The sequence below is a fragment of the Pseudomonas sp. 09C 129 genome (assembly GCF_002843625.1).
Classification (GTDB): Bacteria; Pseudomonadota; Gammaproteobacteria; order Pseudomonadales; family Pseudomonadaceae; genus Aquipseudomonas; species Aquipseudomonas chlororaphis.
This window is the reverse complement of sequence record NZ_CP025261.1, coordinates 4,689,221-4,703,693: the sequence shown is the minus strand read 5'-3', so window position 1 is coordinate 4,703,693 and position 14,473 is coordinate 4,689,221. Positions and strand designations below refer to the sequence as shown.

The following is a 14,473-nucleotide window of genomic DNA, read 5'->3' as shown; positions in this document are numbered from 1 at the left end:
GGGAGTTCTCCGTTTCTAGAAAATGTAATCGGTGGTCAGGAAGCTCGACTCGCGGTTACGGATGATGTCGCTGATCAGCTCCTTGTTGCTCTCCTGGAACTTGGTGGCCACCAGGGTGCGGATCGAGAAGGTGCGCAACGCGTCATGCACCGACAGCGTGCCTTCGGCGGAGTTCTTGCGCCCGTTGAAGGGGTAGGTGTCCGGGCCGCGCTGGCACTGGGCGTTGAGGTTGATCCGCCCGACCTGGTTGGCGAAGGTGTCCACCAGATGCCCGACTTGTGCCGGCTCGGTGCCGAAGATACTCAGCTGCTGGCCGAAGTCCGATTCCAGGACATAGTCGATCACCGTTTCCAGGTCGCGATACGGCACGATCGGCACCACCGGCCCGAACTGCTCTTCCTGGTACACGCGCATCTGGCTGTTCACCGGGTACAGCACCGCCGGGTAGAAGAACGACGCCCGCGCCTCGCCTCCGCCGGGGTTGACCACCTTGGCGCCCTTGTCGATGGCGTCGGCCACCAGGGCGTGCAGGTAATCGACCTTGCCCGACTCCGGCAGCGGCGTCAGCGCCACCCCCGGTTCCCACGGCATGCCGGGCTTGAGGCTGAGCAGCTTGGCGTTGAATTTCTCGATAAAGGCATCGACCACGCTTTCATGGACAAAGAGGATCTTCAGCGCGGTGCAGCGCTGGCCGTTGAACGACAGCGAGCCGGTGACCGCCTCGTTGACCGCGTTATCCAGGTCCACCTCCGGCAGCACGATGCCGGGGTTTTTCGCGTCCAGGCCCAGGGCGGCGCGCAGGCGGTGCGGCTTGGGGTGCAGTTTCTTCAGGTCGCTGGCGGCCTTGTTGGTGCCGATAAAGGCGAAGATATCGATCTTGCCGCTGGCCATCAGCGCGCTGACGGTTTCCCGGCCGCTGCCGTAGATCACGTTGATCACCCCGGCCGGGAAGCTGTCGCGGAAGGCTTCCAGCAGTGGGCGGATCAGCAGCACGCCGAACTTGGCCGGCTTGAACACCACGGTGTTGCCCATGATCAGCGCCGGGATCAGGGTGGTGAAGGTTTCGTTCAGCGGGTAGTTGTACGGGCCCATGCACAGGGCCACGCCCAGGGGCACGCGGCGGATCTGGCCGAGGGTGTCCTGCTCCAGCTCGAAGCGGCTGGAGCGGCGGTCGAGTTCCTTGAGGGCGTTGATGGTATCGACGATGTAGTCGCAGGTGCGGTCGAACTCTTTTTCCGAGTCCTTGAGGTTCTTGCCGATTTCCCACATCAGCAGCTTGACCACCGCCGAGCGCTGTTCGCGCATGCGCCCGAGGAAGGCTTCGACGTGCTGGATGCGTTCGGCCACGCGCATGGTCGGCCACGCGCCCTGGCCACGGTCATAGGCGCGCACGGCGGCGTCGAGGGCGGTCAGCGCGGTATCGGCGTCGAGCAGCGGGGTGCTGCCGAGAATCACTTGTTCGTCGCCATGGGCGGTGGCCAGGTACACCGGGCTGCGCACCAGGGCCAGGGGGCCGTTCCAGGTCTGCAACTGACCGTCGACCAGATACTCGCGTTGCTCGACCTGGCCGTCCAGGCGGTACTGCTCGGGGATGTCGGCGGCGACGGGAAACAGCGTGTTCAACAGAGGGGCTGTGGTCATGACTCTATTCCGTAATGGCAATGGGCAATGCACCGGCGGGCTGGAGCGCGCCGGCGCTGACGGGCGAGACGGGTCTTCAAGGTTTGTTTCTACGGGTATACGCCTTGATGTCTCGGGTCTTTAGCAAAAAGCTGGGCCAAAATGGCGGAAAGTCGTGCAGCAGAGGTGTGATGGTGTGGTTCTTTGGGCCAAGAGTAGCCGCTTTTTCCCATGGAAAAACAGCCTTTGTTTCAACCGGCGCTGAACAATTGGCGGATCAGCCTGGGTGTGCTGCCGGTCCAGCGCTTGAACGAGCGGCGGAAATTCGCCGCGTCGTTGAAGCTCAGGTACTCGGCGACTGCCTCGTTGCTCAGGCCCTTGATCCGGTACAGGTACAGCGCCACGTGCTTGCGCACCAGGTCCGCCTGCTGCTGGAAACCGCTGTCGTGCTTGTGCAGCTTGCGCTTGAGGGTGGCCGGGCTCATGCCGAAGGCCTGGGCCGTCTGTTCCAGGCTTGGCGCCTGGCGCACCTGGCCTTGCAGGTAGCGGTAGACGCAGTCGAGAAAGCTTGAGGCAAACCCCAGTTGCTCGAGCTGGCCCTGGGCTTCCTGGCGCGCCACCTGGCCGGCGGTGGCCGAGGCGTTGGGCCAGGGCTGGGTGAGGAATTCCCGGGGGATGCGCATCAGGTCCATGGGCCGCTTGAACTGGGTGTGCTCGCCCAGGTGCACCCAGTACTGCTCGACATAACGCGGCTCGGCATGGCTGAAGCTGCACTCCCAGGGCAGGCGCTGGCCGCTCAGCCACTGACTCATGGCCACCAGCGAGGTCATGCTGGCCTCCAGCAGGAAACGCCATTGTTCGCCGGCGCCACAGCTGTCCAGCCAGTAGAAATAGGCGTGCTGGTCGTCCAGCAGCAAGCGCGGGCTGGCCAGCGGGCTGAGCAGCGCCTGTTGCTGCACCAGAGTGTCGAGAGCCTGGTGCAGGTTCTGCGCGTGGCGCAGGGCGTGGCTGGCGGCGCCGTAGTGGCCGGGCAGCAGGCGCTGGCCGAACAGGAAACTGCTGTCGTCGGCGTCCAGCAGACGCCGGCTGTTGCCGATCAGGCCGAGAAACTGCTGCGGGCTGAGGCGGGTCTGGCCGGCCAGGATGTCCTCGTGGAACAGCCCGGTGCCGCGCAGCAGGCGATGGCTGTCGATGTCCCGCGACAGCGCCAGGTCGATCAGGCTGGCCGGCTGGTAATGCCCGGGAATGAACCGGCTGTCGTTTTCGTACCAACGGGTCTTCAGGGTCATGGCCGGGCCTCAGGCGCTTTTCGCCAGCGGCTGCTTGGCCCGGGCCAGGGCCAGGTTGAGGCGCTTGAGCAGCACCTCCGGCGTCTCGTCGAGGGCCATCACCACCGCGGTGCAGGCGCACAGCTGCAAGCGTTCGCCGTGCTGGCGGCTCTTGTGCGCCAGGCTCCGTACCGCCTGTTGCAGCTCCTGGGCCAGCAGCCGCGCCTGGCTCTCGCCGGTGTTCGGCAGCAGCACCACGAAGCGGTCGCCGGCCAGCCGGCAGAGCAGGTCCTGGCGACGCAGGTTGAGCAGCAGCAAATGGCTCAGCGCCTGCAACACCGCGTCGCCCTCGGCGTGGCCGAAGTCCTGGTTGATCGCGGCGAAATTGTCCAGGTCCAGGGCCAGCAGCGACAGCGGCTGCTGCTGGCGCTGGCTGTCCTGCAGGCTGTCGGCCAGCTGGCGCTTGAGGTAGTCGGCGCCGCCCAGCGGGGTGAGCTTGTCGAACAGCCGGTGCTCGCGGAACAGCCGTTCGCGTTTCTCCATCTGCGCGCTGATCGCCAGCTGTTCGCGGTGCCAGTGGTAGATGCCGATGGTCAGCAGGACCATGCCCACCGGCATCGGCGCGGATTCCAGCCAGTGGTCCCAGGCGATGCTGTCGGGCAGGCGGATGAACTCGTCGAGGCTGTCGATCCACCAGGAGAAAAAGATGCAGCTCAGGCCCAGGGCCAGGTAGTTGGTGACCCGTCCCGCCGGGCGGCTTTTCAGCACCAGGCCGAGCCAGATCAGGGCCAGCAGGGCGGTGCCGCCTTCGCCGATTATGTCCAGCCAGACCCATTCGCTGACCGCCTTCAACTCGCCACAGGCCAGGTGCAGGAGCAGGCCGAGATTGGCCGCCAGCAGCAGGCTGGCGAGTTTCCATCGGTGGGGTTTGAGCACTGAGAACATGGCCGCGATCCTTTGGCGAAGAAGCAATGCGCGCCAGCACAGCAGATGTGTGTGACAGCCGGGTGACGGCGGCGAAGCGGGTGGGGGAGGTCGAATCAGCTCACCGTGGTGGTGGGTTTTTTTGCGATCTGCTCGGCCATTGAACGGTGGTGTGGCCGCTGACGCTATCGCCAGTCCCGCGACAAAGGTCATTTCAGCTCACTTTGCCCCTCGGATCCGGGCAAAACCCCGGTTCGAGGGCCTTCCTGCCAACCCCTGTCACGGAACCGTCATTCGCCGACCCTAGCTTGCCCTCCCAGTTGCCGGGCCCCTTGCCTGGCGTCACTGGACTCTTGGGGGAGGACCATCATGTACAAGCGCAGCAGCACCGCCGGCCTGCTCGGCTTCACGCTCACCGCCCTGGCCATGGCGATCGCCAGCGAACGCCTGAGCGCCGCCGACGCCGACTCGAGTAAAACCACCGAACACCTGGAAGTGGTCGGCCAGGCCGCGAGCATCGACCAGGCGCTCAAGGAGCAGCGCAGCGCCGACAGCATCAAGAGCGTGGTGCACGCCGACGGCGTGGCCCAGTTGCCGGACGAGAACGTCGCCGAAGCGGCGCAGCGCCTGCCGGGCATCAGCGTCGAGCGCGACCAGGGCGAGGGGCGCTTCGTCAGCGTGCGTGGCCTGGGCCCGGACCTCAACAGCGTGACTATCAACGGCACCCTGGTGCCGGCCCCGGAAAGCGAACGCCGCGCCGTGGCCCTGGACGTGCTGCCCTCGGAGCTGGTGCAGTCGCTGTCGGTGATCAAGACCCTGACCCCGGACATGGACGCCAACTCCCTGGGCGGCACCGTCGATGTGCAGAGCCTTTCGGCCTTCGATCACAAGGGCCTGTTCTACACCGGCAGCAGTGAAGCCAGCTACGACCGGAACACTCACCAGACCAGCCCGAAATTCTCCGGCGCGGTCAGCGACCGCTTCAGCCTCGGCGACGGCATCGACAACTTCGGCGTGGCCGCGGCCCTGAGCTGGCAGAAGCGCGACTTCGGTTCGGACAACGTCGAGACCGGCGGCGCCTGGGACTTCGAACAGGGCGCGAAACTGCAGGAGTTCGAACAGCGCGACTACGACATCAGCCGCGAGCGCGCCGGCGGCGGCCTGAACTTCGACTACAAGCCGGACGACCTCAGCAGCTACTACCTGCGCACCCTGTACAGCCGCTACAAGGACAGCGAGACACGCAACGCCGCCAGCCTGGAGTTCGCCGAGCCCCAGGCGGCCGGCGAGCTGGGCGACGCCGAAGGTAAACGCAAGCTCAAGCAGCGCGAGGAAACCCAGGAGATCCAGTCCTACGTGTTCGGCGGCGAGCGCATGTTTGGCCTCTGGACCCTCAGCGGCCAGGCCGGCTACAGCCGCTCCAGCGAAGACAGCCCGGGGCATATCGCCAACGCGGTGTTCGAAGGCAACGACGACTTCGCCGACAGCGGTTTCTACGACAAGGACAAGCCGCGGCCGATCGTCGGCCAGGGTTTCTACAACCCGTCGAATTTCAGCCTGGACAAGGTCGAGTGGGAAAAGCAGCGCACCACCGACACCGAGAAAAACCTGCGCCTGGACCTGGCCCGCGACTACGACCTCAGCGGTTATGCGTCCCAGGTCAAGTTCGGCGGCAAGGTCAGCCGGCGCAACAAGGACAACGACCTCGACGCCTGGGTCTATGAAGACTTCGACGACCTGGGCTTCAGCGACGAGCAGCTCAACCTCGACCGCTTCCGCAAAGGCAGCGTCGACTATCGCCTCGGCCGCTTCGGCCCGGGCATCAGCGGCGGCTCGATCAAGCAGTTGATCGGCGGCCTGGACCGCGATGCGTTCTTCGACGAAACCGAATCCCGGGTCAACGACTTCAAGATCCGCGAAGACATCAACGCCGGCTACCTGATGAACACCGTCGATATCGACGACTGGCGCTTTATCGCCGGCCTGCGCTACGAAGGCACCGAGTTCGAAGCCAAGGGCACCGGCGCCACCGACGGCGAGTTCCAGTCCACCGAAACCAAGCGTCGTTACCACCACTGGCTGCCGGGCCTGCACGCGCGTTACCAGCTGGACAAGAACACCCAGGTGCGCGCGGCCTGGACCAAGGCGGTGGTGCGCCCGACCTTCGGCCAGCTGGCGCCGGGTTTTGTCATCGACGATGACGAGGCCAGCTTCGGCAACCCGGACCTCAAGCCGCTGGAGTCGAGCAACCTGGACCTGGGCATCGAGCACTTCATGGGTCGCGCCGGCACCGTCTCGGCCTTCGTGTTCTACAAGGACATCAAGAACTTCGTCTACAACACCGACCTGGCCGGTACCGGCGCCTGGACCGACTTCGCCGAGGCGCACACCTTCGCCAACGGCGACAGCGCCAAGCTGTACGGCCTGGAACTGGCCTACTCGCAGAAATTCGACTGGCTGCCGGCGCCGTGGAACGGCCTGCTGCTGGGGGCCAACGCCACCTTCAGCCGCTCCGACGCCGAGATCAAGGGCTTCGACGCCGCCAGCGGGGTCAACCGCAAGCGCAGCATCGACCTGCCGAACCAGTCGGACACCGTCGGCAACCTGATGCTCGGCTGGGAAAACGACACGCTCAGCCTGCGCCTGTCGGCCAACTACAAGTCGGACTACCTCTATGAGCTGGCCTCGATCGACGACAAGGCCCACGACCTGCACGTCGATGCCCAGACCTTCGTCGATTTCAGCGCCCGCTACTCGCTGACCAAGAGCCTGCAGCTCAGCTTCGAGGCGCAGAACCTCACCGACGAGCCGTACTTCGTCTACACCGGCCACCGCTCCTACAACGGCCAGTACGAGGAGTACGGCCCGACCTACAAGCTCGGCCTGACCTTCACCCACTTCTAACCCACACCGCACACGCTGTAGGAGCGAGCTTGCTCGCGAAGGTCTTGAACGATGACGCGGGCTGTTTGTAAGCACGCGGGGTCTTGAGGTTTTTCGCGAGCAAGCTCGCTCCTACAGAGGGCGGTTTGCCTGACAAGGATTTTGCCTGTTCATGAGAAGTTCCTACCTGTACCTGTTGATGGCTGCGTTGACCTGCGGCCAGACGATGGCCGCCGATCTGGCTCTGCGCCCTTGGGCACCGGCACTTGAGGCAGATGCCATCACCTTCCTGCCCAACGGCTCCGAGCGCCTCGCCGCGAGCAACCGTGACGGCCTGCTATTGCTGGATGCCGAGGGGATCGAGCTGGCTCGCTTCAAAGGCAACTTCAGCAGCCTGGATACCCGCGCCGCCGGCCGCCAGGTGCTGGTCGCGAGCCTGGACAACGATCGCCAGCAGGCGCTGCTGGTCAGCCTCGATCCACAGAGCCGCCAATGGGGCCAGCCGCTGTACCTGCCGGCGCGGGACTTCCCGGTCAACGGCCTGTGCCTGTACCGCGACGAGGCCAGCAACCTGTTCCTGTTCCTGGTGGGTGAGGAGGGCAAGGGCGAGCAATGGCTGGTGGGCGCTGGCGTCCGGCTGAGCGCCACGGCGCAACGGGTACGCGGCGTACCGCTGCCGCCGGCGGCGCAGTTCTGCCAGGTGGACGATGGTGCCAATCAATTGCTGGTCAACGAAGAGAACGTCGGCTGGTGGGCCTACCCGGCGCACCCCGAAGCCGAGGTCGAGCGGCGGCCGGTGGCCATGCGCGCGCCCTTCGGCGACATCGCCAAGGCCGCCGGCGCCATGGCCCTGGTGCCGGGCGGCGTGCTGGCGCTCGACCCCAAGGCGGCGCGGCTGCACCTTTATCAGCAGGGCGACCAACAACAGGGCGAAGGCTGGTCGCCCAGGGCCAACCTGAGCTTGCCCGGCCTGAAGGAGCCGGAAAACCTCGCCGTGCAGGCCAGCGCCAAGGGCCTGCAAGTGCTGGTGCGCGACGATGACGACGGGCAGATCTACCAGGGCCGGCTGGACTGGCAGGCCACCCCGGTGCCGCTGGCGCCGGTGCTGCCGAATGTGCCGGCCCTGAGCCAGAGCGAGCCGGTGGGGCGCCAGGGCGATGCGGCGGATGACCCGGCGATCTGGATTCATCCGCGCCAGCCGGCGCTGAGCCGGGTGCTGGGCACCAACAAGAAGCAGGGGCTGCTGGCCTACGACCTGCAAGGCAAGTTGCTCCAGGAGTTGCCGGTGGGGCGGCTGAATAACGTCGACCTGCGGGCGAATTTCAAGCTGGGCACCCAGGTGGTCGATCTGGCGGTGGCGAGCAACCGCGATCACAACAGCCTCAGCCTGTTCAGCATCGATCGCGCCAGCGGCGAGCTGCGCGAAGCCGGGGAGATCCCCACGCCGCTCAAGGAAATCTACGGTATCTGCCTGTTCCAGCCGGCCAGCGGCGAGCTGTATGCCTTTGCCAACGGCAAGGACGGCCGCTTCCTGCAATACCGCCTGAGCGCCCCCGATGGCCGGGTCCAGGGCGAGCTGGTGCGCCAGTTCAAGGTCGACAGCCAGCCGGAAGGCTGTGTCGCCGACGATCAGCGCCAGCGCCTGTTCCTCGGCGAGGAAGATGTTGGCGTGTGGGCGGTGGATGCCCGCGCCGACCAGCCGGCCAAGCTCGCCAGCGTGATCAAGGTCGGCCCGCAGCTGCATGCCGATGTCGAGGGCCTGGCGCTGTACCAGAGCGAGACGCATGACTACCTGGTGATTTCCAGCCAGGGCAACGACAGCTATGTGCTGCTCGACGCCGAGCCGCCGTTCGCCTCCCGCGGGGCATTCCGGGTCGGCCTGAATGCCGCCGCGGGCATCGACGGGGCGTCGGAAACCGATGGCCTGGAGGTCACCTCGGCCAACCTCGGCGGGCCCTGGAGCCAGGGCTTGCTGGTGGTCCAGGACGGCCGCAAGCGCATGCCCGAGCAGACCCAGAACTTCAAGTTCGTGCCCTGGGCCGAGGTGGCCAGGGCGCTGCAACTGCCCTGAGCTGTCATTAACCGTTCATCAACATGTCATCGAATAGCCCCGGCGCCGTCGCGCATTGACGGCCCGGGCGCACAGGCAAAGGAGTTTCATCATGCAGGCGACACTGGAACACATGACCATCTGGGGGCTGATCAGCGATGCCAGCCTGTTGGTCAAGGCGGTCATGCTCACCCTGTTGCTGGCGTCGTTGCTCAGCTGGTACCTGATCATCCAGCGCAGCAGCGTGCTCAAGCGCAGCGAACGCCAGCTCGACGCCTTCATCCAGCGCTTTCGCGGCAGCGCCGAACTCACCCCGCTGTACCGCGAAAGCCAGCAACGAGCGGACGGCGAGGGCGGGGTCGAGCCGATCTTCCAGGCCGGTTTCCAGGCCTACAGCCAGCTGCGCCAGCAGGGTGGCAACCCGGCCGGGGTGGTGCTCGAAGGGGTGGAGCGTACGCTGTACGTGGCCATCAGCGAGCAGGAAATCCGCCTGGAAAAAGGCCTGCAGTTCCTCGCCACGGTGGGGTCGGTCAGCCCTTATATCGGCCTGTTCGGCACCGTGTGGGGGATCATGAATTCCTTCCTCGGCCTGTCCCAGGTGCAGCAGGCGACCCTGTCCACCGTGGCCCCGGGCATCGCCGAGGCGCTGATCGCCACCGCCATCGGCCTGTTCGCGGCGATTCCCGCGGTGATCGCCTACAACCGCTTCGCCGCCCGTGGCCAGACCTTGCTGACCCGCTACTACGCCTTCGGCAACGAACTGCAGGCGCGCCTGCATCGCCAGCTGCACGGCGCGTCGTCGAACCTGGCCGTCGCGGCCTGAGAGGAGAGTGCAGATGCTAGTCAGGCCGCAACGCAAGCATGGGCCCAAGGCCGAAATGAACGTGGTGCCCTATATCGACGTGATGCTGGTGCTGCTGGTGATCTTCATGGTCACCGCGCCGATGCTCACCCAGGGGGTGAAGATCGAGCTGCCCAAGGTCGCCAGCGAGGCCCTGGCCACCGATACCCGGCAGCAGATCCTGACCCTGTCGGTGAAGGCCGAGGGCGGCTACTACTGGAACCTCGGCGGCGAACTGGATACCCGGCAGCAGACCGACAGCGCGGTGGACCTCGACGAGATGCGCACCAAGGTCGCGCAAATCGTCGCCGCGCGCAGCGATACCCAGGTCTACATCCGCGCCGACCAGGACGCCGGTTACGGCCTGGTGGTGGCGGCCATGGCGGCGTTGCAGCAGGGCGGGGTGAGCAACCTGGGGCTGGTGACCGAGGCCCCGCAATGACGGCGATGATCATGCACAGTCCACGGCAGGCTTTCGACGAATTCTCCCTGCAACCCTCGCCCAGGCACTGGCGGTCCCATGCGCTGGCCGCGGCCCTGGCAGTGGCGCTGCACGCCGGGGTGCTGGCGCTGCTGGTGGCGGGCTGGTCGGTAGAGCCGCCGGCCGCCGAACAGCCGGCGGTGTTGCGTACCCAGCTGGTGATGTTGCCGCCGCCAGCGCCCGAGCCTGCACCGGCCGTGGTCGAACCCACACCCGCACCGCCAGAACCGGTGGTCGCGGCTCCGGTCGAGCCGGTCAAGCCTGCTGTCGATCCACAGCTCCAGGCGCGCAAGCTCGAACAGGCGGCCCTGGCGCGCAAACGGGTCGAAGACAAGAAACGCGAACAGCTGGCCGAACAGCAGCGCCAGCAGCACGAGCGCCAGGAAAACCACAAGCGCAACCGCGAAGCCGAGCAGCAGCGCCTGGCCCAGGAGCAGGCGCAACAGCAACAGGCGCAGCGCGCCGAACAGGCCCGCCTGGCCGCCGAACGCGCCCGGCAGCAAACCGCCCAGGCCGCGGCCGACAGCCGTCAATACCTGCCCCTGAGCAAGGAGGCCCCGGACTACCCGCAACGCGCCCTGGACAAGCACATCGAGGGCGACTGCACCGTGGAATACAGCGTCAACCCGCAAGGCAAGGTGGAGCACCCCAAGGTGCTCGATGGCTGCCACCCGCTGTTTATCCGCCCCTCGCTGGCGGCGGCCAACACCTTCCGCTACCAGCCGCGCATCGTCGACGGCCAGGCGGTGTCGGTGCCCGCGGTGCGCAACACCTTCCATTACCGCATCAAATAGCCCCGGCTGTTGTTCTCCAGCAGCAGCGGCCGGCTGTTGCTCGATTGCCCGCGTAGCGGCGGTCCCCAGGCCCCCGCGTTATCGTTCATCGCGGGCAAGTCGGATCGCCGCCCGCTCGCTCCTACAGAATTGCGGGGGCTTCTGTAGGAGCGAGGCTTGCCCGCGAAAAACCGTTAACGATAACGCGGTCCACCGGTAAACCGCGGCGCCCCCATCGTGGGCAAGCGTCTGCCCCTGGCCGCAGATGCCCCCCTCGCTGGCCCGCAATGCCCTCAGGCCGTGGCCGCGCCTGGCTTAGTGTTGGCTCTGGGTCGATCCCGACCGTCACCCGAGAGGAACACCATGCCGGCACCGACTGCCTCGCTGCGGCTTTCATCCGTCGTCACGCCGTATCGCCTGGGGCGCGTCGCCCTGTGGCTGGCGCTGGGCGGGCTGCTGGTGGCCTGCGGCGACAAGCCCGCGCCGCCATCGGCGGCCACCCTGCAACAGCTGCCCGACGATCCGGCGCTGGCGCGGATCTACGACAGTAGCTGCAAACTCTGCCACGCCAACCCGGCGTCCGGCGCGCCGCTGACCGGCGATATCCAGGCCTGGCGCCCGCGCATCGCCCAGGGCGCCGACACCCTGCTGGACCACAGCATCAACGGCTACCACGGCATGCCGCCGATGGGCCTGTGCATGCAGTGTTCCGAGGAGCAGTTCCTCGGCCTGATCCGCTTCATGTCCGCACAAGACCTCCAATAATCCGGCACAAGGACACTGGCATGAGCATGCCCCTCACACGACGTCAGCTGCTGCAACGCGCCGCAGTGGCCGGGACCTTCAGCGCGCTGGCCAGCAACCCGCTGCTGGCCGAGCTGGCGCGGGCGCCCCGGCTGATTCCCTGGCGCAACTGGTCCGGCGCGCAAAGCTGCCTGCCCCTGGCGCGGCTGGCGCCCAAGGACCTGGACGAGCTGGTGCAGGTGATTCGCCAGACCCCGGGCAAGATCCGCCCGGTGGGTTCGGGGCATTCCTTCAGCGCCCTGGTGCCCACCGACGGCACGCTGCTGTCGCTGAGCTTTTTCAGCGGCCTGCTCAGCCACGATGCCACCACCTTGCAGGCCGAGTTCGCCGCCGGCACGCCGATGTCGCGCATGGGCGCGCCGCTCAAGGCGATCGGCCAGGCCCTGCCGAACATGGCCGACATCGACTACCAGACCCTGGCCGGGGCCATCGCCACCTCGACCCACGGCACCGGCGTCGGCTTCAAGTCCTATTCGGCCCAGGTGTGCGGCCTGCAACTGGTGACCGCCAGCGGCGAGGTGCTGGACTGCGACAGCCGCCGTAACGCCGAAATCTTCAACACAGCGCGGGTCTCCCTCGGTGTGTTGGGCGTGGCCACCCGGGTGCGTCTGCAGAATCGCCCGGCCTATCGCCTGCGGGAAAAACAGTGGATCGCCAAGACCGAGGAACTGCTCGAAGACCTGGCGAAAAACACCCGCGAGAACCAGCACTGGGAAATGCTGGTGGTCACCCATTCCGACTACGCACTGTCGATCGCCCTGAATGAAACCGAAGACCCGGCGACCCCGCCCGTGGACCCGGCCGAAGAGGGCGGCAACGAGTTCGTCAGCCTGATCGAGAACCTCGATAAATACCTCAGCGACTTTCCCGAAACCCGCCGCACCCTGCTCAACAGCCTGCGGCATTTCGCCCGTTTCGACGACCGGGTCGGCGACTCCTACGAGGTCTACGCCAACGTGCGCAACGTGCGCTTCAACGAAATGGAATACTCGGTGCCGGCCGAGCACGGCCCGGCCTGCCTGCGGGAAATCCTCAAGCTGATCCGCGACAAGGACCTGCGCACCTGGTTTCCCATCGAGTACCGCTATGTCCAGGCCGACGACATTGCCCTGAGCATGTTCGAGGGCCGCGACAGCTGTTCGATCTCGGTGCACCAGCACTACGCCATGGACCACCACAACTTCTTCGCCGCCATCGAACCGATCTTCTGGAAGTACGCCGGCCGCCCGCACTGGGGCAAGTTGCACAGCCTCAACGCCCGGCAGTTGCAGGCGCTGTACCCGCGCTGGCGGGAATTCACCCGGGTGCGCGAAGCGCTGGACCCCGGCGGCAAGTTCCTCAATGCACACCTGTCGTCCATCCTGGGCGTGGTCTGAAGGGAGATAAAAAGCATGAATCGACGCAACTTCCTGCTCGGTACCGCGGGTGTCGGCGCCTTGTTGGCGGGGGTGGGGGCCTGGCTGCGGCCCGCCGACCGGGGCGGGCCCTACAGCGACTATTTCCGCGCGCTGAACCAGGAACTCAAGGCCCACGGCCCGATGCGCCCGGTGCTGCTGATCGACCTCGATCGCCTGGACCACAACATCGATGTGGTGCTGCAGTCGGTCAAGCGCGGCGGCAAGCAGCTGCGGCTGGTGGAGAAATCCCTGCCGTCGCCGGGGCTGCTGGCGTACATCGGCCAGCGTGCCGGCACCCAGCGCCTGATGTCGTTCCACCAGCCGTTCCTCAATCACGATGCCCTGCGTTTTCCCGAGGCCGATATCCTGCTGGGCAAGCCGCTGCCGGTGCGTTCGGCCGAGCTGTTCTACCAGGACCACAAAGGCCGGTTCGACCCGGCCCGGCAGTTGCAATGGCTGATCGACACCCCGGAACGATTGCAGCAATACCTGGCCCTGGCCCGCGGCCTGGGCACCCGGCTGCGGATCAATATCGAGCTGGACGTCGGCCTGCACCGCGGTGGGGTGAAGGACAGCAGCGGCCTGGGGCCGCTGCTGACCCTGATCGCGGCCAACCCCCAACACCTGGAGTTCGCCGGTTTCATGGGCTACGACCCCTTTGTCGGCATGGGCGTGCCGGGCATTCTCGGCTCGCCCGAAGCGCTGTTCGCCAAGGTCATGCAGCGCTACCAGAGCGCCGTGGACTTCACTCGGCAACGCCATCCGGCGCTCTGGCAGCCGGGGCTGACTCTCAATACCGCCGGCAGCCCCAGCTACCGCATGCATGAGCGGGAACAGTTGAGCAGCGAGGTGTCGGTGGGCACGGCGATGCTCAAGCCGACCCATTACGACCTGCCATCCCTCAGCGAACATCGGCCCGCAGCCTACATCGCTACCCCGGTGCTGAAAAACACTGGCCCGGTGCGCATCCCGGCGCTGGACGACAAGTCGAAACTGTTGGCCTGGTGGGACCCGAACCAGCGCGAGACATTCTTCATCTACGGCGGCAACTGGCAGGCCGAGTTCGAGTCGCCGGCGGGGCTGCAAAGCAACGGTCTGTTCGGCCGCAGTTCCAACCAGGAGATGGTCAACGGCTCGCCCGCCGTGGGCCTGGGACCGGACGACCAGGTGTTCCTGCGGCCGATGCAGAGCGAAGCGCTGCTGCTGCAATTCGGCGACCTGCTGGCGGTGCGCGGTGGGCGGATCGTCGAGCGCTGGCCGGTCTACAGCTAGGTTTTTGCGCTGCTGCCGAGGGCCTCATCGCGGGCAATCGAGCAGGCGCGTCCTTCTTCTGTAGGAGCGAGCGGGCGGCGATCCGACTTGCCCGCGATGACCGTGACGCGGAATGTCTGAACCACCGCGTTATCGTTCATCGCGCGCAAGCTGCGCTCCT

General features: G+C 66.3%; 12 protein-coding genes. 8 read left to right on the top strand and 4 right to left on the bottom strand.

The genetic code is table 11. The annotated features are described in order from the left end of the window. Positions 1-15 precede the first annotated feature (15 nt). From CXQ81_RS20915 to CXQ81_RS20905, 3 genes are all read right to left on the bottom strand, one after another. A complete protein-coding gene (locus tag CXQ81_RS20915) occupies positions 16-1,641 on the bottom strand; it encodes an NADP-dependent glyceraldehyde-3-phosphate dehydrogenase (protein ID WP_009044512.1) in 1,626 nt (541 codons plus the stop codon). Between the two features lie 230 nt (positions 1,642-1,871). Continuing rightward, a complete protein-coding gene (locus CXQ81_RS20910) occupies positions 1,872-2,909 on the bottom strand; it encodes an AraC family transcriptional regulator (protein WP_009044511.1) in 1,038 nt (345 codons plus the stop codon). A gap of 9 nt (positions 2,910-2,918) precedes the next feature. Further along, complete coding sequence (locus tag CXQ81_RS20905; protein ID WP_101338441.1) at positions 2,919-3,833, bottom strand: GGDEF domain-containing protein; 915 nt, start codon at positions 3,831-3,833, stop codon at positions 2,919-2,921. A 348-nt stretch (positions 3,834-4,181) separates the two neighbouring features. On the opposite strand from CXQ81_RS20905, the gene CXQ81_RS20900 reads away from it, so the two are divergent. From CXQ81_RS20900 to CXQ81_RS20865, 8 genes are all read left to right on the top strand, one after another. Further along, positions 4,182-6,716 (top strand): TonB-dependent receptor, encoded by a 2,535-nt coding sequence (locus CXQ81_RS20900; RefSeq protein ID WP_101338440.1) that lies wholly within the window; start codon positions 4,182-4,184, stop codon positions 6,714-6,716. A 151-nt stretch (positions 6,717-6,867) separates the two neighbouring features. Continuing rightward, a complete protein-coding gene (locus tag CXQ81_RS20895) occupies positions 6,868-8,766 on the top strand; it encodes a phytase (RefSeq protein ID WP_101338439.1) in 1,899 nt (632 codons plus the stop codon). Between the two features lie 91 nt (positions 8,767-8,857). Next, positions 8,858-9,568 (top strand): protein TolQ, encoded by a 711-nt coding sequence (gene tolQ / locus CXQ81_RS20890; protein WP_101338438.1) that lies wholly within the window; start codon positions 8,858-8,860, stop codon positions 9,566-9,568. A 13-nt stretch (positions 9,569-9,581) separates the two neighbouring features. Continuing rightward, positions 9,582-10,028, top strand: a complete 447-nt coding sequence (gene tolR, locus CXQ81_RS20885; protein WP_101338437.1) for a protein TolR — start codon at positions 9,582-9,584, stop codon at positions 10,026-10,028. Further along, positions 10,025-10,861, top strand: a complete 837-nt coding sequence (locus CXQ81_RS20880; RefSeq protein ID WP_101338436.1) for an energy transducer TonB — start codon at positions 10,025-10,027, stop codon at positions 10,859-10,861. The genes tolR and CXQ81_RS20880 overlap by 4 nt, the downstream gene beginning before the upstream one ends. A 342-nt stretch (positions 10,862-11,203) precedes the next feature. Beyond that, the gene (locus CXQ81_RS20875; protein WP_101338435.1) at positions 11,204-11,605 is read left to right on the top strand and encodes a cytochrome c5 family protein; all 402 of its coding nucleotides are present in this window, start codon (positions 11,204-11,206) and stop codon (positions 11,603-11,605) included. 86 nt (positions 11,606-11,691) lie between these two features. Continuing rightward, on the top strand, positions 11,692-13,020 hold the full coding sequence (locus CXQ81_RS20870) for a D-arabinono-1,4-lactone oxidase (protein WP_178081110.1): 1,329 nt from the start codon (positions 11,692-11,694) through the stop codon (positions 13,018-13,020). A gap of 84 nt (positions 13,021-13,104) precedes the next feature. Next, the gene (locus tag CXQ81_RS20865) at positions 13,105-14,313 is read left to right on the top strand and encodes a DSD1 family PLP-dependent enzyme (RefSeq protein WP_178081109.1); all 1,209 of its coding nucleotides are present in this window, start codon (positions 13,105-13,107) and stop codon (positions 14,311-14,313) included. Here CXQ81_RS20865 and CXQ81_RS31100 read toward each other — a convergent pair. After that, positions 14,310-14,462 carry a hypothetical protein gene (locus CXQ81_RS31100; RefSeq protein WP_157832263.1) on the bottom strand — a complete coding sequence of 51 codons (153 nt, stop codon included), beginning with the start codon at positions 14,460-14,462 and terminating at the stop codon, positions 14,310-14,312. The genes CXQ81_RS20865 and CXQ81_RS31100 overlap by 4 nt on opposite strands. Positions 14,463-14,473 lie beyond the last annotated feature (11 nt).

Coding starts and splice junctions, on each gene's coding strand:
- CXQ81_RS20895 (WP_101338439.1), top strand. CDS start 6,868: ATGAGAAGTTCCTACCTGTACCTGTTGATGGCTGCGTTGACCTGCGGC.
- tolQ (WP_101338438.1), top strand. CDS start 8,858: ATGCAGGCGACACTGGAACACATGACCATCTGGGGGCTGATCAGCGAT.
- CXQ81_RS20905 (WP_101338441.1), bottom strand. CDS start 3,833: ATGTTCTCAGTGCTCAAACCCCACCGATGGAAACTCGCCAGCCTGCTG.
- CXQ81_RS20900 (WP_101338440.1), top strand. CDS start 4,182: ATGTACAAGCGCAGCAGCACCGCCGGCCTGCTCGGCTTCACGCTCACC.
- CXQ81_RS20910 (WP_009044511.1), bottom strand. CDS start 2,909: ATGACCCTGAAGACCCGTTGGTACGAAAACGACAGCCGGTTCATTCCC.
- CXQ81_RS20875 (WP_101338435.1), top strand. CDS start 11,204: ATGCCGGCACCGACTGCCTCGCTGCGGCTTTCATCCGTCGTCACGCCG.
- tolR (WP_101338437.1), top strand. CDS start 9,582: ATGCTAGTCAGGCCGCAACGCAAGCATGGGCCCAAGGCCGAAATGAAC.
- CXQ81_RS20880 (WP_101338436.1), top strand. CDS start 10,025: ATGACGGCGATGATCATGCACAGTCCACGGCAGGCTTTCGACGAATTC.
- CXQ81_RS20915 (WP_009044512.1), bottom strand. CDS start 1,641: ATGACCACAGCCCCTCTGTTGAACACGCTGTTTCCCGTCGCCGCCGAC.